Source organism: Acidisphaera rubrifaciens HS-AP3 (genome assembly GCF_000964365.1).
Classification (GTDB): domain Bacteria; phylum Pseudomonadota; class Alphaproteobacteria; order Acetobacterales; family Acetobacteraceae; genus Acidisphaera; species Acidisphaera rubrifaciens.
This window is the reverse complement of record NZ_BANB01000090.1, coordinates 1-21,527: the sequence shown is the minus strand read 5'-3', so window position 1 is coordinate 21,527 and position 21,527 is coordinate 1. Positions and strand designations below refer to the sequence as shown.

At 68.5% G+C, this 21,527-nt stretch carries 18 protein-coding genes; 15 read left to right on the top strand and 3 right to left on the bottom strand.

Annotated elements, in window-relative coordinates; genetic code table 11:
- Positions 1 to 344, top strand: a 344-nt coding sequence (locus B8460_RS03670) for a hypothetical protein (RefSeq protein WP_206742636.1), incomplete at its 5' end; no start/stop codon positions are given.
- Positions 337 to 876, top strand: coding sequence for a peptide-methionine (S)-S-oxide reductase MsrA (gene msrA / locus B8460_RS03665; RefSeq protein WP_048860218.1), 540 nt, complete (start codon positions 337 to 339; stop codon positions 874 to 876). The genes B8460_RS03670 and msrA, both read left to right, overlap by 8 nt.
- 245 nt (positions 877 to 1,121) lie before the next feature.
- Here msrA and B8460_RS21585 read toward each other — a convergent pair whose 3' ends face one another.
- From B8460_RS21585 to B8460_RS03655, 3 genes are all read right to left on the bottom strand, one after another.
- Complete coding sequence (locus tag B8460_RS21585; protein ID WP_158322693.1) at positions 1,122 to 1,274, bottom strand: hypothetical protein; 153 nt, start codon at positions 1,272 to 1,274, stop codon at positions 1,122 to 1,124.
- A 667-nt stretch (positions 1,275 to 1,941) separates the two neighbouring features.
- A complete protein-coding gene (locus tag B8460_RS03660) occupies positions 1,942 to 2,853 on the bottom strand; it encodes a putative HlyD family type I secretion protein (protein WP_158322691.1) in 912 nt (303 codons plus the stop codon).
- Positions 2,854 to 2,936: 83 nt separating this feature from the next.
- A complete protein-coding gene (locus tag B8460_RS03655) occupies positions 2,937 to 3,893 on the bottom strand; it encodes an NAD(P)H-dependent flavin oxidoreductase (RefSeq protein WP_048860221.1) in 957 nt (318 codons plus the stop codon).
- A gap of 321 nt (positions 3,894 to 4,214) precedes the next feature.
- Here B8460_RS03655 and B8460_RS03650 point away from each other — a divergent pair, with 321 nt between their 5' ends.
- The 13 genes from B8460_RS03650 to B8460_RS03590 form a co-directional block, all read left to right on the top strand.
- The gene (locus tag B8460_RS03650; protein ID WP_199445532.1) at positions 4,215 to 6,323 is read left to right on the top strand and encodes a 3-hydroxyacyl-CoA dehydrogenase NAD-binding domain-containing protein; all 2,109 of its coding nucleotides are present in this window, start codon (positions 4,215 to 4,217) and stop codon (positions 6,321 to 6,323) included.
- A complete protein-coding gene (locus B8460_RS03645) occupies positions 6,320 to 7,978 on the top strand; it encodes an AMP-binding protein (RefSeq protein ID WP_048860216.1) in 1,659 nt (552 codons plus the stop codon). The genes B8460_RS03650 and B8460_RS03645 overlap by 4 nt, the downstream gene beginning before the upstream one ends.
- Positions 7,979 to 7,995: 17 nt before the next feature.
- A complete protein-coding gene (pimC, locus tag B8460_RS03640; protein WP_048860215.1) occupies positions 7,996 to 9,195 on the top strand; it encodes a pimeloyl-CoA dehydrogenase large subunit in 1,200 nt (399 codons plus the stop codon).
- 20 nt (positions 9,196 to 9,215) lie between these two features.
- On the top strand, positions 9,216 to 10,361 hold the full coding sequence (locus B8460_RS03635) for an acyl-CoA dehydrogenase family protein (protein WP_048860214.1): 1,146 nt from the start codon (positions 9,216 to 9,218) through the stop codon (positions 10,359 to 10,361).
- Positions 10,362 to 10,371: 10 nt separating this feature from the next.
- Positions 10,372 to 11,244 carry a glyoxalase/bleomycin resistance/dioxygenase family protein gene (locus tag B8460_RS03630; protein ID WP_048860213.1) on the top strand — a complete coding sequence of 291 codons (873 nt, stop codon included), beginning with the start codon at positions 10,372 to 10,374 and terminating at the stop codon, positions 11,242 to 11,244.
- A 239-nt stretch (positions 11,245 to 11,483) separates the two neighbouring features.
- The gene (tkt, locus tag B8460_RS03625; RefSeq protein WP_048860212.1) at positions 11,484 to 13,565 is read left to right on the top strand and encodes a transketolase; all 2,082 of its coding nucleotides are present in this window, start codon (positions 11,484 to 11,486) and stop codon (positions 13,563 to 13,565) included.
- 50 nt (positions 13,566 to 13,615) lie between these two features.
- A complete protein-coding gene (locus B8460_RS03620; RefSeq protein ID WP_048860211.1) occupies positions 13,616 to 16,450 on the top strand; it encodes a bifunctional transaldolase/phosoglucose isomerase in 2,835 nt (944 codons plus the stop codon).
- Positions 16,451 to 16,464: 14 nt separating this feature from the next.
- The gene (gene gnd, locus B8460_RS03615) at positions 16,465 to 17,439 is read left to right on the top strand and encodes a phosphogluconate dehydrogenase (NAD(+)-dependent, decarboxylating) (protein ID WP_048860210.1); all 975 of its coding nucleotides are present in this window, start codon (positions 16,465 to 16,467) and stop codon (positions 17,437 to 17,439) included.
- Positions 17,439 to 19,010 (top strand): glucose-6-phosphate dehydrogenase, encoded by a 1,572-nt coding sequence (gene zwf, locus B8460_RS03610; protein ID WP_048860209.1) that lies wholly within the window; start codon positions 17,439 to 17,441, stop codon positions 19,008 to 19,010. The genes gnd and zwf overlap by 1 nt, the downstream gene beginning before the upstream one ends.
- A gap of 10 nt (positions 19,011 to 19,020) precedes the next feature.
- Positions 19,021 to 19,830: a Cof-type HAD-IIB family hydrolase gene (locus tag B8460_RS03605; protein WP_048860208.1), complete on the top strand. Its 810-nt coding sequence runs from the start codon at positions 19,021 to 19,023 to the stop codon at positions 19,828 to 19,830.
- Positions 19,827 to 20,561: a 6-phosphogluconolactonase gene (gene pgl / locus B8460_RS03600; protein ID WP_048860207.1), complete on the top strand. Its 735-nt coding sequence runs from the start codon at positions 19,827 to 19,829 to the stop codon at positions 20,559 to 20,561. Before B8460_RS03605 ends, pgl begins: the two co-directional genes overlap by 4 nt.
- Positions 20,562 to 21,257, top strand: a complete 696-nt coding sequence (gene rpiA, locus B8460_RS03595; RefSeq protein ID WP_048860206.1) for a ribose 5-phosphate isomerase A — start codon at positions 20,562 to 20,564, stop codon at positions 21,255 to 21,257.
- 12 nt (positions 21,258 to 21,269) lie between these two features.
- On the top strand, positions 21,270 to 21,527 hold a 258-nt coding region (locus tag B8460_RS03590), incomplete at its 3' end, for an AAA family ATPase (RefSeq protein ID WP_048860205.1).

The following is a 21,527-nucleotide window of genomic DNA, read 5'->3' as shown; positions in this document are numbered from 1 at the left end:
GGCTGGCCGCGATGGGGCTGCCGACCTTCCTGACCCCGCGCCTCGCCCTCGACCACGGCGCCCTGCTGCCGGTCCACGACGCGGTGCAGCGGGCGGACAAATACGCCGGCACGACAATGACGCGGGCGGCACGGATCGAGCCGGTGACACCGCCGGGCCGCATCTACGCGACCGAGGCCTTCGCCTGCGAAATGGCGCTGGAGCCGTTCCCGGCCGTCACCTGCGACTATGCCGGTCATACCCGGACGGCCAAGGACTACGGCGTGCTGCCGCTGTATCTTGTGCGACCGGCCCCGCGCCCCTCATCTGTGGGACGGCAGAGAGCGGAGGAAGGCCATGGCTGAGGCAATGGCGGTGATGGGCGGCGGCTGCTTCTGGTGCACCGAGGCGGTGTTCAAGGAATTGCGCGGCGTCTCGCGCGTGCAGTCGGGCTATGCCGGCGGCACCAAGTCGAACCCGACCTACCGGGATGTCTGCACCGGCCGCACCGGGCATGCCGAGGTGGTGCGCGTCACCTATGACCCCGAACAGGTCAGCTACGCCGACCTGCTGCGCGTCTTCTTCGTCACCCACGATCCGACGACACGCAACCGGCAGGGCAACGATGTCGGCCCGCAATATCGCTCCATCATCCTGACCGACGGCGACGAACAGGCGGCGACGGCGCACGCCGTCTTCGACGAGATCACCCGCGAGCAGATCTGGCCCGCGCCCCTGACCACGGAGATCGTCCCGCTGACCACCTTCTACCCGGCGGAGCCCGAGCACGACGATTATTTCGCCCGCAATCCCTTCGCCGGCTACTGCCAGGTCATCATCGCCCCGAAAGTCGCCAAGTTCAGGAAGCAGTTCCGCGACCGGCTGAAGGCGGCGTAGCGCCCGGCTGGAACACGATCTTGCAGCAGATGCCCTGATAGCCGCGCTTGATCTGCTCAAGATTGGCGAAGTTGGCGCCCCAGCTGTAGTACGTGCCCTTGAGATAATACACGTAGTGCCGCAGGCCGCCGACCGGCGCCGCGCCCGGCGCCTCTCAGAACGCGATCTTGCAGCATATGCCGCCGTAGTTGCGCTTCATCTGCCCGATGCTCGCATAGCGGTGGCCCCAGCTGTAATACGTGCCCTCACCTCGGGGAGGCGGCGCTGCTGCACGACCAGCTGCGCGGCATCGTCCACATAGCCGCCTCGGCGTCCTGCCATGCCGTCTTGCTGGTGAACTGGTTGTGCCGCAGCGCGCGATACAGGTCGCGCTTCTGGCCGGCGATCGGCAGCAGCATCAGCCTGAGCTTGGGAGATTGCAGCGTCAAATCCCTTGACCGCATTTGGGTCGGCCCCGAGCAAACTGGAAAGAGCGTCCACAGCTCCGCCAAACTGACCAATCGCATCGCTTAAAGCACTCATGACTGTTTGTCTCTTTACTTCACCTAGGGTTTATCCAAAGTCTTGAATTGTGTATCAATATTCTTGTGTCGAATAAGCGCCTCCATTTGCGGCCTTGAGCAAATCGGAGGAGATTTTGGACAGTTCCTATTAGAGTGTGAGCACACAAAATCCCTATTATCAGCATTAAATATCTCCAATTCTTAGATATTACCATATCTCTTATTGTTGTAGACTCTTTTACAAAAGAAAAATTTCGAATTAAAAATTTTAGTAAGTACAACACTATTATCATTCCCCATAAAATGTCAGCGGATAATTTCGATAGTACGATACGTATCCGCCCAAACGACTCTTGGGCGGTAGGTTTCCTATCAATTATGCGATCGGCAATGTCATCGTCTCCAATAAAGGTGAATATCAATGTAAGTCCTAACAGGAAGATGCCTTTATAAAGAAGTGTCTGTATTGTCATTTTGGCTCGCTTATTGGTAAATTTTTGGTTTTAAACATAGTATTATCGATACAATCATTTCTCTCGAAGCCCGCCTTGCGTATATTGGGCTAGTGTGACACCAGATAACTGGTGAATCTTCGTCGTCCTATCTTGATTTCCGCCGTGACCGCCATCCCTGGCGTGATCGGCTGCGTCCGCCCGTCGACAACCATCGCTGTCTGCACCAGCGCGACATGGACCACATAGTCCGACGGATCGGCCTCGGGCGCGTCGCCGTCCTCGACCTGCTGCCCGTCCTTCCCGTCTTGCCTCGCCTGCTTGGCGGACGCCGGCACGGCGTCACGGCTGACATCGCGGACGGTGCCTGTCAGCAGCCCATAACGCGTAAACGGAAACGTCTCGACCTTCACCTCAACCGCCTGCCCGGCACGGATGAAGCCGATGTCACGATTCTTCACCCGCGCTTCGATCAGCACCGGCCCACCGTTGTAGTAGTACACGTAATGCTTCAGGCCGCCGTAGATGCCCATGTTGTTGCCCTCGTCGCGATACAGGCCGACCAGCAGCTCGCGGTCCTTGGCCCCGACATCGACGACGCGGGCCTGGCCGAATCCGCAGACGTTGCGCAGGTAATAAACCACTGCCTCCGGCGGCAGGGCGATGCTGAAATCCCTGTCGGCCACCGCCTCCTGCGCCGCCTTCTCCTTCTTGGAGCCGGGGGCGCTGACGGCGTCGACCATCACGGCGGCATAGTTGATGCGGTTGATATAGTCGTTGACGGTGAAGTGCTCGTATTCGCCGCCGAACGACTGGGTGAAGCTCTCGATGTCGCCGATGAGGTCCTGCCTGCCGTCGGCCTGCAGGGTCCGCAGAAACAGCTTCATCTCGGCCAGCATCATGGTGGGCGTGAGCGCGCCCTTGGCCATCTTCTTTTTCTGCTGCTTGGCGCTGTATTTATAGAGCGCATACAGCGAGCTGGTGACTCCGCAGATGCCCCATTTGTTGTTCATCACGGCCATGTTGTCGAAGCCAGACATCGCCGTCTCCCCGATACGTTGTCGTCCCCGATGGGCGCCCGCCGGGCCGGCCGATGCCGCCGCCGCTAGGCGGCCAGCCCCAGCCGCGCCCGCGCCGCCTCGTATTCCCCGATCATCCGCGCGATCAGCGTCCGCGCCGGCAAAATCTCATGGACCGCGCCGATCCCCTGCCCGGAGCCCCAGATATCCTTCCATGCCTTCGTCGAGCCGGAGGCGAAGTTCATCTTCGTCGCGTCGCTCTCCGGCAGGTTGTCGGGATCCAGCCCGGCGCGGCGCAGGCTCGGCGCCAGATAGTTGCCGTGCACCCCGGTGATCAGGTTCGTGTAGACGATGTCCTCGGCGGTGCCGTCCACGATCGCCTGCTTATACGCCGCCGCCGCGTTCGCCTCCTCCGTCGCGATGAAGGCGGAGCCGATATAGGCGAGATCGGCGCCCATCGCCTGCGCCGCCAGCACCGCGTCGCCCGTCGCGATCGCGCCCGACAGGGCGATCGGCCCGTCGAACCACGCCCGCGTCTCGGCCACCAGCGCGAAGGGTGACAGTCGCCCGGCATGTCCGCCCGCGCCGGCGGCGACCAGGATCAGCCCGTCCGCGCCCTTCTCGATCGCCTTGTGGGCGAAGGTCTGGTTGATGACGTCGTGCAGCACGATGCCGCCATAGGAATGCACCGCCGCGTTGACGTCCTCGCGCGCACCCAGCGAGGTGATGACGACCGGCACCTTGTACTTGACGCACATCTGCAGATCGTGATCGAGCCGGTTGTTGGTGCGGTGGACGATCTGGTTGACCGCATAGGGCGCGGCCGGCGCGTCCGGGTGCGCCGCGTCATGTGCGGCCAGCGTCTCGGTGATGCGCGCGAGCCATTCGTCGAGCAGGCTTTCCGGCCGGGCGTTGAGCGCGGGGAACGATCCCACGATGCCGCCCGTGCACTGCGCGATCACCAGATCCGGGTTCGACACGATGAACAGCGGTGAGCCGATCGCCGGCAGGGCGAGGCGTTGCAGCGACTGCGGCAGGGCCATGCGGCCGGTCTCCTTGCGCGGGGCCGGCCAGCCGGCCGGTGTGGGACGATCCAACGGGGACGATCCAACGGGGACGATGCCCAAGGCAATACGGTGCGCCGGGCGGCCGCGCCAGAGGGGGAGGCGGGGCAGAGGGGGAGGCGGGGCAGGGCGAGGCAGCGGGCGACCTGACGTGCGGCAGATGTATCAGCGCCCGTTTCGTATACGAAGCCGTGGCCGCGTTGACGGGCCAGCGGGGCGGCGTCAGACTCATGGAAAGTCAGAAACTTCGGAGCAGGCCGGCGGCCCCGCGCACGCCGGCAGGGGGAAGGACTCACGCCCATGGGCAACATCAACGCCGTCGTCGATCTGCAACAGGACGGCGAGATTGCCGTCATCACGATGGACAACCCGCCGGTCAACGCGCTCGGCCACGTGCTGCGCGAGGGGCTGGCCGCCGCCTTTGCCCGCGTCGCCGCGGATGCCGCGACAAGGGCAGTGGTGCTGACCGGCACGACCCGCGCCTTCTCCGGCGGCGCCGACATCACCGAGTTCGGCAAGACGCCGACCGAGCCCAATCTGCGCGCCGTCATCGCCACCATCGAGGCGCTGCCGAAGCCGGTCGTCGCCGCCATACGCGGCGTCGCCCTCGGCGGCGGGCTGGAACTGGCGCTGGGCTGCCATTACCGCGTGGCATGGACCGGCGCGCGCCTCGGCCTGCCGGAGGTCAAGCTCGGGCTGCTGCCCGGCGCCGGCGGCACGCAGCGGCTGCCGCGCGTCATCGGCATCGAAAAGGCGATGCGCCTGATCCTCACGGGCAACTTCGTCTCCGCCGAGGAAGCCGCCGCCGACGGGCTGGTGGACCGGCTGATGGACGGCGACGGCGCCGCCCCGGCGGTCGCCTTCGCGCGCGAGGTGCTGGCCAAGGGGCTGCCGCTGCGCCAGGTGCGCGCCCGCGACGAGCACCTGGTCGCCGCCCGCGCGGATCACAGCATCATCGACCGCGCCGCCGCCCCGCTGCTGAAGCGCTCGCGCGGCGCCATGGCCCCGCGCAACTGCGCGGCGGCGGTGAAGGCGGCCGTCACCATGCCCTTCGACGAGGGGCTGGCCGAGGAGCGGCGGCTGTTCAACGAATTGCTGGTCAGCGACGAAAGCCGCGCCCAGCGCCATCTGTTCTTCGCCGAGCGCGAGGCGGCGAAGGTGCCAGACATGCCGGCCGACGTGAAGCCGGCGAAGATCCGCCGCGCCGTCATCCTCGGCGCCGGCACGATGGGCGGCGGCATCGCGATGAACTTCGCCAATGTCGGCATCCCCGTCACGGTGATCGAGGCGGAACAGGCCGCCCTCGACCGCGGGCTTGATCGTGTCGCCGGCAACTACCGCGTCGCCGTGCAGCGCGGCAGCCTGCCCGCGGGCGCGCCGGAGGAGCGGATGGCGCTGATCACCGGCACCACCGATTTCGGCGCCGTCGCCGACTGCGACATCGTCATCGAGGCGGTGTTCGAGGACATGGCGCTGAAGAAGAAGATCTTCACCGATCTCGACCGTCTGGCGAAGCCCGGCACCCTGCTGGCCAGCAACACCTCCACGCTCGACATCAACGAGATGGCGGCGGTGACGAAGCGGCCGGAAGACGTGCTGGGGATGCATTTCTTCAGCCCCGCCAACGTGATGAAGCTGCTGGAGATCGTCCGCGCGGCCAAGACCTCGCACCAGTCGCTGGCGACCGCGCTCGCGGTCGGGCGCACCATCGGCAAGGTCTGCGCCGTGGTCGGCGTCTGCGACGGCTTCGTCGGCAACCGCATGCTGCATCAGCGCGGCACCGAGACCGAGCGCCTGCTGCTGGAGGGCGCGCTGCCGCAGGACATCGACGCGGTTGTGACCCGCTTCGGCTTCCCGATGGGTCCCTGCGCGATGGGCGATCTCGCCGGCCTCGATGTCGGCTGGCGCATCCGCCAGCATCGCGGGACGAAGGCGCCGGTCGCCGACGCGCTGTGCGAGGCCGGACGCTTCGGCCAGAAGACCCGCGCCGGCTACTATGCCTATGGCGAGGACGGGCGCACGCCCTCGCCCGATTCGGAGGTCGAGCGCATCATCCGCGAGGCATCCGCCGCGCATCAGATCACCCGCCGCGCCATCAGCGCCGAGGAGATCGAGGAGCGGATGTTCTACCCGATGATCAACGAGGCGGCGCGCATCCTTGCGGAAGGCATCGCGGTGCGGCCCGGCGACATCGACATCATCTGGGTCAACGGCTACGGCTGGCCCACGCATCGCGGCGGCCCGATGTTCTACGCCGATCTCGTCGGCCTGCCGAAGATCGCCGAACGCCTCAACCACTATGCACAGGCCGTGGGCGACAAGCGTCTCGCGCCCGCGCCGCTGCTGGAGCGGCTGGCGCGCGAGGGCCGCGGCTTCCTGTCGCTCGGCGTGCTGGAAGCGACCAAGTGACGCGCCCGCATCCCTGGGAGGGGCAGTACCCGCCGGAGATCGACTGGGGCAGTCCCGTCGCGCAGACGAGCCTGCCCGACCTGCTCGCGCGCGCGGTCGCCGACTATCGCGACCGGCCGTTCATCGAGTTCCGGGGGCGGGAGATCACCTATGGCGCCTTCGCCCGCCTCGTGGACGCGGCGGCGGCGCGGCTGCGCGCGGCGGGCGTCGGCCCCGGCGTGTCGGTCGCCCTCTATCTGCCGAACACGCCGTGGCACCCGATCAGCTTCTTCGGCGTGCTGCGCGCGGGCGGACGCATCGTGCATCTCAGCCCGCTCGACCCGCCGCGCGTGCTGGCGAAGAAGATGGCCGATGCCGATGCCTCGATCCTGATCGCGACCAACCTGCCGCCGCTGTTCGACGCGGCGCTGCATCTGCGCCGGTCGGGGGCGGCGTCGCTGCTGATCGTGGGCGACGACGACGTGTGGGGCGCCTCCGGCATCGCCGCCGCGATCCCGGACGAGGCCGGGATCGCGCGGTGGTCCGACCTCTCCGACGCCCCGGCGGGCAACGACTTCCCGAAGCTCTCGCCGGACGACGTGGCGCTGCTGCAGTACACCGGCGGCACCACTGGCTTCCCGAAGGCGGCGATGCTGACGCACGGCAACCTCACCGCCGCCGTGTCGATCTACAATCTGTGGAACCACGCGACGTTCAAGCGCCTCAATGAAGAGGACCGCGTGATCGGCGTGCTGCCGCTGTTCCACATCTACGCGCTGACGGTGGTGCTGCTGCGCGCGCTCGATGCCGGGGCGATGATCATGCTGCGCCCGCGCTTCGACCCGGCGCAGACGCTCGACGACATCGAAAAGCTGCGCGCGACCGCCTTTCCCGGCGTGCCGACGATGTGGATCGCGCTCGTCAACACGCCGGGGATCGAGACGCGCGACCTGTCGTCGCTGCGTTTCGTCGCCTCCGGGGGCGCGCCGATGCCGCTGGAGATGCGCCAGCGCTTCAACGCGCTGACCGGCCTGCGCCTCGGCGGCGGCTGGGGCATGACGGAGACCTCGCCCGCCGGCACCGCGCTGGATGCCTCGCGCGAATACCCGCCCGGCGCGATCGGCGTGCCGCTGCCGGGCATCGAGATGGACGTGGTGGCGCTCGACGATCCGACGCGCGTCCTGAAGGTGGGCGAGGTGGGCGAGCTGCGCGTGCGCGGCCCCAACGTGTTCAAGGGCTACTGGAAACGCCCGGAGGAGACGGCGGCCGCCTTCGTCGGCGACTGGTTCCTCACCGGCGACATGGGCTACATGGACGAGCACGGCGACTTCTTCATCGTCGACCGCAAGAAGGACATGATCATCTCGGGCGGCTTCAACGTCTATCCGCGGGTGATCGAGGAAGCCGTCTACGAACATCCGTCGGTGGCGGAATGTGTTGCCCTCGGCATTCCCGACCCATATCGGGGACAGGCGGCCAAGGTGTACGCCGTGCTGCGGCCGGGCGCCCCGGCGCCGACGTTTGACGAGCTGCGCGACTTCCTGGCCGACAAGCTCGGCAAGCACGAGATGCCGGCCGCCTTCGAGATACGCGCCGAGCTGCCCAAGACCAACGTGGGCAAGCTGTCGCGCAAGGAATTGCTGGACGAGGAACTGGCCCGCCAGGCAAGCGCCTGATGCGAGGGGAGGGATAGATGGACCTCAACTTCACCGAGGAAGAGCTGGCGTTCCGCGACGAATGCCGCCGCTTCTTCACCACCGAAATCCCGGCGGCGCTGCGCGAGAAGGTGGCGCAGGGCGACCACCTGTCAAAGGACGAATACGTCACGACGCAGCGCATCCTCAATGCCCGGGGCTGGGCGGTGCCGCACTGGCCCGTGGCCTGGGGCGGGCAGGACTGGACGCCGGTGCAGACCTATCTGTACCAGGACGAGATGCAGCAGGCGAACGTGCCCGCGCCGCTCGCCTTCAACGTCTCGATGGTCGGCCCGGTGATCGCGCAGTTCGGGTCGGAGGCGCAGAAGAAGCGCTTCCTGCCGCGCTGCGCCAACCTCGACGACTGGTGGTGCCAGGGCTTCTCCGAACCCGGCTCCGGCTCCGACCTCGCGAGCCTGCGCACCACGGCCAAGCGCGTCGGCGACAAGTACATCGTCAACGGCCAGAAGACCTGGACCACGCTCGCGCAGCACGCGGACTGGATCTTCAACCTCGTGCGCACCGATCCCACGGCGAAGAAGCAGGAGGGCATTTCCTTCCTGCTCATCGACATGAAGACGCCCGGCATCAAGGTGCGCCCGATCCAGACCATCGACGGCGGCCACGAGGTCAACGAGGTGTTCTTCGACGACGTCGAGGTGCCGGCCGAGAACCTGGTGGGCGAGGAGAACAAGGGCTGGGACTACGCGAAGTTCCTGCTCGGCAACGAACGCACCGGCATCGCCCGCGTCGGCGTGTCGAAGGCGCGCATCCGCCGCCTCAAGCAGCTCGCCGCGCGCGAGGTCGCGGGCGACGTGCCGCTGATCGAGGACCGCCGCTTCCGCGAAAAGCTCGCCGAAGTGGAGATCGAGCTGAAGGCGCTGGAGATGACGCAGCTGCGCGTCGTCGCCGACGAGCGCCGCGCCGTGAAGGGCAAGCCTAACCCCGCCTCGTCCATCCTCAAGATCAAGGGCTCGGAGATCCAGCAGCGGATCACCGAGCTGACGATGGACCTCGCCGGCCCCTATGCGTGGCCCTACACGCGCGACGAGGACGAGGGCAGCAACGAGCCGCCGGTCGGTCCCGACTTCGCGGCGGAGGCGGCGCCGATGTATTTCAACTACCGCAAGGTGTCGATCTACGGCGGCTCCAACGAGATACAGCGCAACATCATCGCCAAGGCGATACTCGGCTTCTAGGTCGCGGGGGTTCTGCACCGATGGATTTCGATCTGACCGACGAGCAGCGGCTGCTGCGCGACAGCGTCGAGCGGCTGGTCGCCGATCGCTACGGCTTCGAGCAGCGGCGCAAATACGCCGCCGAACCCGGCGGCTGGAGCCGTGAGATGTGGGCGCAGTACGCCGAACTCGGCCTGCTCGGCCTGCCGTTCGCCGAGGATCATGGCGGCTTCGGCGGGGGCGCCGCCGAGACGATGATCGTCATGGAGGCGTTCGGCCGGGCGCTGATCCTCGAACCCTATGTCGCGACCGTGCTGCTCGGCGGCGGTCTCGTGCAGGCGGCGGGCAGCGCCGCGCAGCAGGCGGAGATCCTGCCCCGCATCGCCGGCGGCGAGACGGTGCTCGCCTTCGCGCATACCGAACGTCAGGCGCGCTATGACCTCGCCGATGTCGCGACCGCGGCGCGCCAGGACGGCGGCGCGTGGCGGATCACCGGCGAGAAGGGCGTGGTGCTGCACGGCGACACCGCCGACACGCTGGTGGTCTCCGCGCGCGTGTCCGGCGGCAGGCGCGATGCCGCCGGCATCGGCCTGTTCCTCGTGCCGGCGGAGGCGTCCGGCGTCACCCGCCGCGGCTACCCGGCGCAGGATCTGCTGCACGGCGCGGAAATCAGCCTGCATGACGCGCCGGCGACGCCGCTCGGCACGCCGGGCGAGGGCTTCGCCGCCATCGCCCGCGTCGTCGACCGCACCATCGCCGCGCTCTGCGCGGAGGCGGTGGGTGCGATGGCGGAGCTGCACGCGATGACGGTCGACTACCTCAAGACACGCAAGCAGTTCGGCCGCCCGATCGGCGACTTCCAGGTGCTCCAGCACCGGTCGGTGGACATGTTCACCGCGCTGGAACAGGCGCGCAGCATGGCGATGTACGCGACCGTGATGGCGGACTCCGACGACGCCGACGAACGCGCCCGCGCCGTCTCGGCGGCCAAGGTGCAGATCGGCCGCTCCGCTCGTTTCGTCGGTCAGGAAGCGATCCAGCTGCATGGCGGCATCGGCATGACGATGGAATACAAGGCCGGCCACCTGTTCAAGCGGCTGACGATGATCGACAAGGCCTATGGCGACGCCGACCACCACCTTGCCCGCCTCGCCGCCGCCGGGGGATTGTTCAGCGAGGCGGCATGAGACAGGTCTCATGAGCACGGCGGGCGCGCCGCACGACCGCACGGCGGGCGATCTCGGCAACATCGTCGAGCTCGGCCACGTCAACCTGCGCGTGCCCGACCAGCGTCTCGCGACGCTGTTCTACGTCACCGGGCTCGGGCTGACGCGCGACCCGTACATGATGACCGGCATCGACAACATGTGGGTCAATGCCGGCCGCACGCAGTTCCACCTGCCGACCGGCGCGCCGCAGGTGCTGCGCGGCGTGATCGGCCTCGTGCTGCCCGACCTCGACGCGGCACAGGCGCGCCTCGCCGCGGCGGCGCCGCATCTTGCCGGCACGCACCATACGGCGGAGCGGGCGGGCGACGTGCTGCACGTCACCTGCCCATGGGGCAACCGCCTGCGCTGCCACGCGCCGTCCGGCGACGGGATGGCACTCGGCATCGCCTATGTCGCCTTCGACGTGCCGCCCGCCAGCGTGGCGGCGATCGTCGATTTCTATGTCGACGTCATCGGGGCGCAGGCGCGCATGGACCCCGACGGCTTCGCCCATGTCACCGCCGGCGACGGACAGGCGCTGATCTTCGCCCCCTCCGACCGGCCCGCCCCGGCCTTCGACGGTCATCACATGCAGGTGACCTTCGCCGATTTCTCCGGCCCGCATCGCCGCCTCGCCGGGCGCGGACTGATCACCCGCGAGGACGATACCCACCAGTACCGCTTCGCCGACCTCGTCGACCCCGCCACCGGACGCCATCTGTTCACGGTCGAGCACGAGGTGCGGTCGATGCGTCATCCGATGTTTGGTCGTAATCTGATCAACCGGAACCCATCTCAATCGAACCGTCACTATCGTGCCGGCCGCGACGCCTTCATACCGCCCGCGCCACCTTCCGCTTGAACCCGCCCCCCCCCTTCCGGCCTAGCTGCACGCAACCGACTTCCCGTCGCGTGGTTTTGAGGTGCTAGGGTCGTCGTGTGCCGGGCGGGCGGTTTGCGCCCCGCGTCGGCGTGCGGCACCATCCGGGCGTCTCGCGCGGCGATGCGGGTCGGATCGCGGCCATGCCGGGGATGTGCCCCGGGGGTCAAGCCACAGGGCCATGCAACAGGGCCACGCCGAGAGGCCACGGAGGACGCACGATGACCGACGACAAGGACCTGCTCTGCATCAACACCATCCGCACACTGGCGATGGACGCGGTGCAGAAGGCCAATTCCGGCCATCCCGGCACGCCGATGGGCCTCGCCCCGGTCGCCTATACGCTGTGGCAGGACTTCCTGCGCTTCGATCCGGCGGAGCCGACCTGGCCCAACCGTGACCGCTTCGTCCTCTCGGTCGGCCATGCGTCGATGCTGCTCTACTCGCTGCTGCACCTCACCCGCACGCGGCAGGTGAAGTCCAATTTCCGCGACGCCGGCCCCGCCGCCATCACCCTCGACGACATCAAGAACTTCCGCCAGCTGAACAGCCCCTGCGCCGGCCATCCCGAATTTCACATGGCTTCGGGCATCGAATGCACGACCGGCCCGCTCGGGCAGGGTGTCGGCATGAGCGTGGGCATGGCGATCGCCGAACGCTGGCTCGCCACCCGCTACAACAAGCCGGGCGCGACCCTGATCGACTATGACGTGTATGCCCTGTGCGGCGACGGCGACATGATGGAGGGCATCTCCAGCGAGGCCGCGTCGCTCGCCGGCCATCTGCGCCTGTCGAACCTGTGCTGGATCTATGACAGCAACCGCATCTCGATCGAGGGCTCGACCGACCTCGCCTTCAGCGAGGACGTGGGCGCGCGCTTCCTCGCCTATGGCTGGAACGTGCTGCGCGTGCGCGACGCCAACGACACCGCGGCGGTGAAGCTCGCGCTGCAGTCGTTCAAGCGCGAACAGTCGCGCCCGACCTTCATCCTGGTTGAAAGCCATATCGGCTACGGCGCGCCGCACAAGCAGGACACCAAGGAAGCGCATGGCGAGCCGCTCGGCGCGGACGAGATCAAGGGGGCCAAGCGCGCCTATGGCTGGCCGGAGGACGCGCAGTTCCTGGTGCCGGACGGCGTCTATGAGCACTTCGCCGCCGGCATCGGCGCGCGCGGCGCCGCCTCCTCCTCGGCGTGGAAGCAGACCTATGCGCGCTATGCCGAGACCAATGCCGACCTCGCGCGCGAATTCGACACCATGCTCGCCCAGGGCCTGCCCGCCGGCTGGGAAGAGGCGCTCGCGCCCGTGCCCGCGGATGCCAAGGGTGCTGCCACGCGCGACAGCTCCGGCAAGACGCTCAACGCGCTGGCCGAGCGCATCCCCTATCTGCTCGGCGGCGCCGCCGACCTCGCGCCGTCCACCAAGACCGCGCTGAAAGGCAAGGGCGACGGCAGTTTCGAGGCGACCAACTATGCCGGCCGCAACTTCCATTTCGGTGTGCGCGAGCATGCGATGGGCGCGATTGTCAATGGCATGTCGCTGTCGGGTCTGCGCGCCTTCGGCTCCGGCTTCCTGATCTTCTCCGACTACATGCGCGCGGCGATCCGCCTGTCGGCGATCCAGGAGACCCCGTCGGTCTGGGTATTCACCCATGACAGCATCGGCGTGGGCGAGGACGGGCCGACGCATCAGCCGATCGAACAGCTCGCGAGCCTGCGCGCCATCCCTGGCCTGCACACCATCCGCCCCTGCGATGCCAACGAGGTGGAGGAGGCGTGGCGGGTCGCGCTGTCGTCGAAATATCACCCGACCTGCCTGATCCTCAGCCGCCAGCCGCTGCCGACGCTCGACCGCGCGAAGTTCGCCCCCGCCGCGGGCCTCGCGCGCGGCGCCTACGTGCTTGCCGATCCGGCGGACGGCCGCGCGCCGGAGGTGATCCTCATGGCGACCGGCAGCGAGGTGCCTCTCTGCGTCGAGGCGTGGGAGACGCTGAGCGCGGAAGGCGTCGCCGCACGCATCGTCTCGATGCCCTGCTGGGACCTGTTCGAGCAGCAGGACGAGGCCTATCGTCGCTCCGTGTTGCCCGACGCGGTGACCGCGCGCGTGGCGGTGGAACAGGCGGCGACCCTCGGCTGGGACCGCTACGCCGGCCTGCACGGCACGATCATCGGCATGCACACCTTCGGCGCCTCGGCCCCGATGAAGTCGCTGCTGACGAAGTTCGGCTTCACCGGCGAAAAGGTGCTGGAAGCCGCACGGGCGCAGCTCGCGCGACAAAAGACCATGCACCGCGCGGCGGAATAGACGCCGGCGCGCGGCGCCCACCCCGTCCTTGAGTCAGGAGAGAGAACGCGATGAATCCGCTGAAGCAGCTCGAGGCGTTCGGGCAATCCCCCTGGCTCGACTTCGTCCGCCGCAGCCTGATCGAAAAAGGCGAACTGGCGGCGATGACGGAACGGGACGGGCTCAAGGGCGTCACGTCCAACCCGTCGATCTTCGAAAAGGCGATCGGCCATTCCGACGAGTATGACGCCGACCTCAAGGCGTTCCTGCACGACGGCGATCAGGGCGTGGGCGCGCTCTATGAGCATCTCGCGATTGGCGACATCCGCGCCGGCGCCGATGCGCTGCGCCCCGTCTATGACCGCACGCACGCCCGCGACGGCTATATCAGCCTCGAAGTCTCGCCCTATCTCGCCAACGATACCGAAGCGACGGTCAACGAGGCGCGGCGGCTGTGGAAGACCGTCGATCGCCCCAATTTGATGGTCAAGGTGCCGGCCACCCCCGCCGGCATTCCCGCCATCCGCACGCTGATCGGCGAGGGGCTGAACATCAACGTCACCCTGCTGTTCGCCATCTCGGCGTACGAGGCCGTGGTGCACGCCTATATCGACGGGCTGGAGACGCTGGCCAAGGCCGGCGGCGACCTGTCGCGCAGCGCGAGCGTCGCCAGCTTCTTCATCAGCCGCATCGACAGCCTGGTGGACAAGAAGCTCGACGCCGCGATCGCCAAGGGCGCGGACAAGGCGGCGCTCGACGCGCTGCACGGCAAGGCGGCGATCGCCAACGCCAAACTCGCCTATGCCAGCTACAGGCGCCTCTTCTCCGGGTCCCGCTGGGAGTCGCTTGCCGCCCGCGGCGCGCAGACGCAGCGCCTGCTGTGGGCCAGCACGAGCACGAAGAACCCGTCCTATCCCGACACGCTCTATGTCGAGACGCTGATCGGCCGCGACACCGTCAACACCATGCCGCCGGCCACGATGGATGCCTATCGCGACCACGGCAAGCCGGTCGCCGACACGATCGAATCCGACGTCCCCGGCGCGCAGGCGACGATCGCGGCCCTCGGCGCCGCCGGCGTCGATATCGAGGCGGTGGCAAAGGAGCTGGTGGTGGACGGCGTGAAGCAGTTCGCCGACGCCTTCGACCAGCTGCTCGGCGCGGTGGCGATGCGGCGTCGCAAGACCTTCGACGGCGACCGCGCCTCCTTCGCCCTCGCGCTCGCCCCCGACATCCAGGCCGCGTTCGACAAAGAGATCGAGGCATGGCGCGCCGACGGCCGCATCCGCCGCCTCTGGGCGTCCGACAAGACGGTGTGGACCGGCGCGGACGAGGATCACTGGACCGGCTGGCTGCACAACGTCGATCACGAGCGCAAGGGGATCGACGAGCTCATCGCCTTCGCGTCGGAGGTGCAGGCGCGCGGCTATACCGACGTCGTGCTGCTCGGCATGGGCGGATCGAGCCTCGGCCCGGCGGTGCTGGCCGAGACGTTCGGCCATCGCAAGGGCTGGCCGCGCTTTCACATGCTCGACAGCACCGACCCGGCACAGGTCGCCGCCGTCGCCGATGCCTGCGCGCTCGCCACCACACTGGTGATCGTCTCGTCGAAATCGGGCAGCACGCTCGAGCCCAACATCTTCATGGCGTATTTCTACGACCGCATCCGCGCGGTGTCGGGCGACGCGGCGGGGCGGCAGTTCGTCGCCGTGACCGATCCCGGCTCGGCGCTGGAGACGGCGGCGAAGGAACACGGCTTCGGCCATGTCTTCCACGGCGTGAAGTCGATCGGCGGCCGCTATTCCGTGCTGTCGAAGTTCGGCCTGGTGCCGGCCGCCGCGATCGGCCTTGATCTGCCGGCCTGTCTCGACGCGGCGCGGCGCATGGCGCGCGGCTGCGGGCCGGACGTGCCGCCCTCGGAAAATCCCGGCCTGCGCCTCGGCGTCGCGCTCGGCGTCTGCGCGCGTCACTTCAAGCGCGACAAGGTGACGATCATCGCCTCGCCCGCCATTGCCAGCCTCGGCGCATGGCTCGAGCAGCTGCTCGCGGAGAGCACCGGCAAGCAGGGGCACGGCCTGATCCCGGTGGCGGACGAGGCGACCGGCGCGCCCGGCGTCTATGGCGACGACCGCTTCTTCGCCTATCTCGAACTCGCCGACGGCGTCGATCCGAAGCAGCGCGCGGCGGTCGCGGCGATCGAGGCGGCGGGCCATCCGGTCGCGCGCATCAGCGTCGGCACGCCCATCGACATCTGGCAGGAGTTCTTCCGCTGGGCGATGGCGACCGCCGTCGCGGGCAGCGTCATCGGCATCAACCCGTTCGATCAGCCGGACGTGGAGGCGAGCAAGATCGCCACGCGCAAGCTCACCAGCGAATACGAGAAATCGGGCAAGCTGCCGGAGACGGCGCCGATCTACAGCGCCGACGGCATCGCCCTCTATGCCGACGCGCCGAACGCGAAGGCGCTGGGCAAGCAGGGCGACCTCACCGCCTATCTGCGCGGCCATCTCGGCCGCGCGGGGGCGGGCGACTACGTGGCCCTGCTCGCCTATATCCAGCGCGACGCGGCGCATACCGAGGTGCTGCAGGCGGCCCGCACCGCGATCCGCGACCGCACCCACTGCGCGACCTGCCTCGGCTTCGGCCCGCGCTTCCTGCATTCGACGGGGCAGGCATACAAGGGCGGCCCGAACAGCGGCGTCTTCATCCAGATCACCAGCGACGACGCGCACGACGTGAAAGTGCCGCAACAAAGCTACACGTTCGGCATCGTCAAGGCGGCTCAGGCGTTGGGCGATCTGCAGGTGTTGCAGGAACGCGGACGCCGCGCCCTGCGCGTGCATCTGCACGACGTCGAGTCCGGCTTGCGCACGCTCACCGCCGCGCTGCACGCGGCGATCGGCTGAGGAAGGAACACAACATGCAGATCGGTGTCATCGGCCTCGGCCGCATGGGCGGCAACATCGTCCGCCGGCTGGAACGCGCGGGCCATAGCTGCGTCGTCTTCGACCAGAACCCCGATGCGGTCAGCGGCCTCGCCAAGGACGGGGCGAAGGGGGCGGGCGATCTCGACGACCTGATCGCCAAGCTCACGCCGCCGCGCGCGGTGTGGGTGATGCTGCCGGCCGGCAAGATCACCGAACAGACGGTCGAGCACCTCGCCGAGCACATGGAAAAGGGCGACATCGTCATCGACGGCGGCAACACGTTCTACAAGGACGACATCCGCCGCGCGAAGGAGCTGCAGGGCAAGGGCATCCACTACGTCGATGTCGGCACCTCCGGCGGCGTGTGGGGCCTGGAGCGCGGCTACTGCCTGATGATCGGCGGGGAGAAGGCGATCGTCGATCACCTCGACCCGATCTTCAAGACGCTGGCGCCGGGGCGCGGCGACATTCCGCGCACGCCGGGCCGGGAGAAGTTCGATGCCCGCGCCGAGGACGGCTACATCCACGCCGGTCCCGTCGGCGCCGGCCACTTCGTCAAGATGGTCCATAACGGCATCGAATACGGGCTGATGCAGGCCTATGCCGAGGGCTTCGACATCCTGCGCAACAAGTCGAGCGACGCGCTGCCGGCTGACGAGCGCTACACGCTCAACATGGCCGACATCGCCGAGGTGTGGCGCCGCGGCAGCGTGATCTCGTCCTGGCTGCTCGACCTCACCTCCGACGCGCTGGCCAAGGACGAAAGCCTCGATCACTTCAGCGGCAGCGTGCAGGACAGCGGCGAGGGCCGCTGGACCATCGAGGCCGCGATCGAGGAAGCGGTGCCCGCCGACGTGCTCTCCGCCGCCCTCTATGTCCGCTTCCGCTCCCGCCTCGACCATACCTTCGCGGAGAAGCTGCTGTCGGCGATGCGCTTCGGCTTCGGCGGCCACGTCGAGCCGAAGTGATGGCCGACGCGACGCACGACACCCGTGCCCCGGCGCAGCGGCAGGCGACACCGCCGGGCCCCTGCGCCATGGTCATCTTCGGCGCCGGCGGGGATCTGACGAAGCGCCTGCTGATGCCCGCGCTGTACAACCTCTCGCACGAAGGGCTGCTGCCGGAGAACTTCGCCATCGTCGGCGTCGATCTCGCGGACATGACGGCGGAGTCCTGGCGCGACAGCCTGCTCGCGATGCTCAAGAGCTTCGTCGGCAACAGCGAGAGCGAAAGCGACCTCGACCACGTCGACCAGGAAAGCTGGAACCGTCTTGCCGCCCACATGTCCTACGTGCGCGGCGACCTGACCAGCGATGATCTCTACCACGCCCTCGGCGAGCATCTCGACCGGCTGGAAGACCGCTACAAGACCGGCGGCAACGTGCTGTTCTACCTCGCCGTGGCCGACCGCTTCTTCGGCCCCACCGTCGAGCACATCGGCCACGCCGGCCTCGCCGACGAAAAGGACGGCAAGCGCTGGCGCCGCGTCGTCATCGAAAAACCCTTCGGCCACGACCTGCCGAGCGCGCGCACGCTCAACAAGCAGGTGCTGGGCGTGCTGGAGGAAAATCAGGTCTACCGGATCGACCACTTCCTCGGGAAGGAGACGGTCCAGAACATCATGGCCCTGCGCTTCGGCAACGGGCTGTTCGAACCGATCTGGAACCGCGACCGCATCGACCAGGTGCAGATCACGGTGGCCGAGGTGGTCGGCGTCGAGAAGCGCGGCAAGTTCTATGAGCGCACCGGCGCGCTGCGCGACATGGTGCCGAACCACGTCTTCCAGCTTCTCGCCATGCTGGCGATGGAACCGCCGGTCAGCTTCGACGCCGCGTCGATCCGCGCGAAAAAGGCCGAGGTCTTCGCCTCCGTCAAACCGCTCTCGCCGCACGACGCGGTGCGCGGCCAGTACGGCCCCGGCACGGTGCAGGGCGAGGAAGTCCCCGGCTACCGGCAGGAGCCGGACGTGGCGCCCGACAGCGCGACGGAGACCTATGTCGCGCTGCGGCTCTACATCGACAACTGGCGCTGGGCGGGCGTGCCGATCTACCTGCGCACCGGCAAGCACATGTCGCAGCGCACGTCGGAGATCGCCGTGCGCTTCAAACAGGCGCCCTATGCGCCGTTCGAGGATACCGAGGTCTCCACCCTCTCGCCCAACTGGCTCGCGCTGCAGATCCAGCCGGACGAGGGCATCAGCCTGCAATTCGAGGTCAAGCGCCCTGGCCCGCTGATGGAGCTTGCGCCGGTGCGGATGAACTTCCGCTACAGCGACTGGTTCAAGCAGGAACCCAATGTCGGCTACGAGACGCTGATCTACGACGTCATGATCGGCGACCAGACGCTGTTCCAGCGCGCCGATCAGGTGGACGAGACCTGGCGCGTCGTGCAGCCCGTGCTCGACGCCTGGGCGGCGCAGAAGCCGGAGGGCTTCCCCAACTACGCCTCCGGCAGCGACGGCCCGGTGGAGGCGGACGACCTGCTGCGCGAGAACGGGCATTACTGGCGGCCGGTGCGGCTGCCCGATCACCGGGGGTAGGACGCGGGACATGGCGATCAAGCTGCTGCTGTCGGACGTGGACGGCACCCTCGTCACCCAGAGCAAGGCACTCACCCCCGCCGCCGTCGCCGCCGCGCGCGCGCTGCGCGACGCCGGCATCCGCCTCGCCTTGACCAGCGGCCGGCCGCCGCGCGGCATGCGCATGCTCGTCGAACCGCTGGAGCTGTCGGGCATGCTCGCGGGCTTCAACGGCGGCGTGTTCGTCGATCCCGACATGACGGTGCGCAAGCAGCACATGCTGGCGCCGCGCGTCGCCCGCGCCGCGCTCGATTCCGTGCTGGCGTCGGGCATCGACGCCTGGGTGTACACGGCCGACGAGTGGCTGGTGCTCGACCGCGACGGTGCGCATGTCGCGCGCGAGGCGGAGACGGTGCAGTTCCCGCCCACCGTCGTCCCCGCCTTCACCGACGCGCATCTCGCCGCCTGCGCCAAGATCGTCGGCGTGTCCGACGACCACCAGCGCGTCGCCGCGGCCGAGGAGGCGGCGCAGACCGCGCTCGGGGCCGATGCCTCGGCCACGCGCTCGCAGCCCTATTACCTCGACATCACCCACAAGCAGGCGAACAAGGGCGCGGTGGTCGATGCGCTCGCCGACATGTTCGGCCTGTCGCGCGACGAGATCGCGACCATCGGCGATGGCGGCAACGACACGCTGATGTTTGCGCGGAGCGGCCTGTCGATCGCCATGGGCAACGCGACGGACGCGGTGAAGGCGCGCGCGACCGTCGTCACCGACAGCAACGAAAGCGACGGCTTCGCCAAGGCGGTGCGCGCCCATATTCTCGGAGAGGCGTCATGAAACCGGAAGACGGCACGCTCCACGTCTTCGACGACGCCGCCGCCCTCGCGCGGGGTGCTGCGGAATGGCTCACCGACCGGATGCGCGACAAGCACGGGCACGAGGCGCGCATCGCCCTCTCCGGCGGCTCGACGCCGAAGCCGGTGTACGAAGCGCTTGCCCAGCCGCCGCTCGACTCGCGCTTTCCCTGGGACGACGTGCAGTTCTTCATCGGCGACGAGCGCTTTGTGCCCACCACCGACCCGGCCAGCAACTACGGCATGATGCTCGGCGCGCTGTTCGAACATGTGCCCGTCTCTGACCGCAACGTGCATCCGGTGCCGACCGAGGGCGTGACCATCGAACAGGCCGCCGACGCCTATCAGAAGGTGCTCGCCGCGGTCTATGGCGCGGACACGCTCGATCCGGCGCGGCCGCTGTTCGACGTGGTGCTGCTTGGCCTCGGCGATGACGGGCATACAGCCTCGCTGCTGCCGGGCCAGCCGGTGCTCGGCGTTACCGACCGCTGGGTGGCACCCGTCACCCATGGCCGGACGGAGCCGCGCGTCACGCTCACCTATCCCGCGCTCAACAGCGCGGCCCACGTCGCCTTCCTCGTCAGCGGCGCCGGCAAGCGGGCGATCCTCGACCGCGTGCTGTCGGGCGGGGCGGACGTGCCGGCGGCGCGGCTGCGCCCGACCGGCACGGTCCACTGGTTCGTCGACCGCGCCGCGGCGGGGAGCCGCGCCTAGGTGGACGACGCCGCGCGCGGCAAACAGGCGGCGGCCCGCGCCGCCGTCGCCCTGATCGACTCCGGCATGCGCCTCGGCCTCGGCACCGGCTCGACCATGGCCTTCGTCCTCGACCTCATCGCCGAACGCCGCGCGCGCGAGACGCTCGACGTGGTGGGCGTGCCCACCTCCGAACGCACGCGCGACCATGCCGCCCGCCTCGGCATCCCGCTCACCGATCTCGACCATGTCGACGCCCTCGACCTCGCGATCGACGGGGCGGACGAAGTGGCGACCGGCACGCTCGACCTCATCAAGGGGCTCGGCGGCGCGCTGCTGCGCGAGAAGATCGTGCAGCAGGCCGCCCGCCGCTTCGTCGTCGTCGCCGACGAGGGCAAGGTCGTCACCCGCCTCGGCAGCCACGCGCCGCTGCCGGTGGAGGTCGTGCCCTTCGCCCACGCCGCTACCGCCCGCGCGATCGCCGCCCTCGGCATCGTGCCGCGCCTGCGCATGGACGCGGCTGCGCCCTATCGCACTGACAACGGCAACGTCATCTACGACTGCCACGGCATCGACGCCGCCGGTGCCCCCGCTGCCCTGCAATCCCGCCTGCTCGCCATCGCGGGGGTGGTGGAGACGGGCCTGTTCCTCGGCGTCACGGAACGCGCCATTATCGGCCGCGCCGATGGCGGCAGCACGGAGATGCTGCCCGGCTGAAGGCGGGGGGCGATGAGCGACGAACGCCGCACGGACGATCACGACACCGGGGATGCCGCCCCCGCCGCCGCCGTCGCCCCGGACCTCGGCCCGCGCCCGCGCACGCCCTCCGTCGTCGTGGTGATGGGCGTCTCCGGCTCCGGCAAGACCACCGTCGCCGCCCTGCTCGCCGCAGCACTCGGCTGGCGCTTCATCGAGGGCGACGATCTCCACCCGCCGGCCAACATCGCCAAGATGCGGCGCGGCGAGCCGCTGACGGATGCCGACCGC

Excerpts from the sequence above, each read along its gene's own strand:
- msrA (WP_048860218.1), top strand. The coding sequence starts at position 337 with ATGGCTGAGGCAATGGCGGTGATGGGCGGCGGCTGCTTCTGGTGCACC.
- B8460_RS21585 (WP_158322693.1), bottom strand. The coding sequence starts at position 1,274 with ATGCTGCTGCCGATCGCCGGCCAGAAGCGCGACCTGTATCGCGCGCTG.
- B8460_RS03660 (WP_158322691.1), bottom strand. The coding sequence starts at position 2,853 with ATGGCCGTGATGAACAACAAATGGGGCATCTGCGGAGTCACCAGCTCG.
- B8460_RS03655 (WP_048860221.1), bottom strand. The coding sequence starts at position 3,893 with ATGGCCCTGCCGCAGTCGCTGCAACGCCTCGCCCTGCCGGCGATCGGC.
- B8460_RS03650 (WP_199445532.1), top strand. The coding sequence starts at position 4,215 with ATGGGCAACATCAACGCCGTCGTCGATCTGCAACAGGACGGCGAGATT.
- pimC (WP_048860215.1), top strand. The coding sequence starts at position 7,996 with ATGGACCTCAACTTCACCGAGGAAGAGCTGGCGTTCCGCGACGAATGC.
- B8460_RS03635 (WP_048860214.1), top strand. The coding sequence starts at position 9,216 with ATGGATTTCGATCTGACCGACGAGCAGCGGCTGCTGCGCGACAGCGTC.
- B8460_RS03630 (WP_048860213.1), top strand. The coding sequence starts at position 10,372 with ATGAGCACGGCGGGCGCGCCGCACGACCGCACGGCGGGCGATCTCGGC.
- tkt (WP_048860212.1), top strand. The coding sequence starts at position 11,484 with ATGACCGACGACAAGGACCTGCTCTGCATCAACACCATCCGCACACTG.
- B8460_RS03620 (WP_048860211.1), top strand. The coding sequence starts at position 13,616 with ATGAATCCGCTGAAGCAGCTCGAGGCGTTCGGGCAATCCCCCTGGCTC.
- gnd (WP_048860210.1), top strand. The coding sequence starts at position 16,465 with ATGCAGATCGGTGTCATCGGCCTCGGCCGCATGGGCGGCAACATCGTC.
- zwf (WP_048860209.1), top strand. The coding sequence starts at position 17,439 with ATGGCCGACGCGACGCACGACACCCGTGCCCCGGCGCAGCGGCAGGCG.
- B8460_RS03605 (WP_048860208.1), top strand. The coding sequence starts at position 19,021 with ATGGCGATCAAGCTGCTGCTGTCGGACGTGGACGGCACCCTCGTCACC.
- pgl (WP_048860207.1), top strand. The coding sequence starts at position 19,827 with ATGAAACCGGAAGACGGCACGCTCCACGTCTTCGACGACGCCGCCGCC.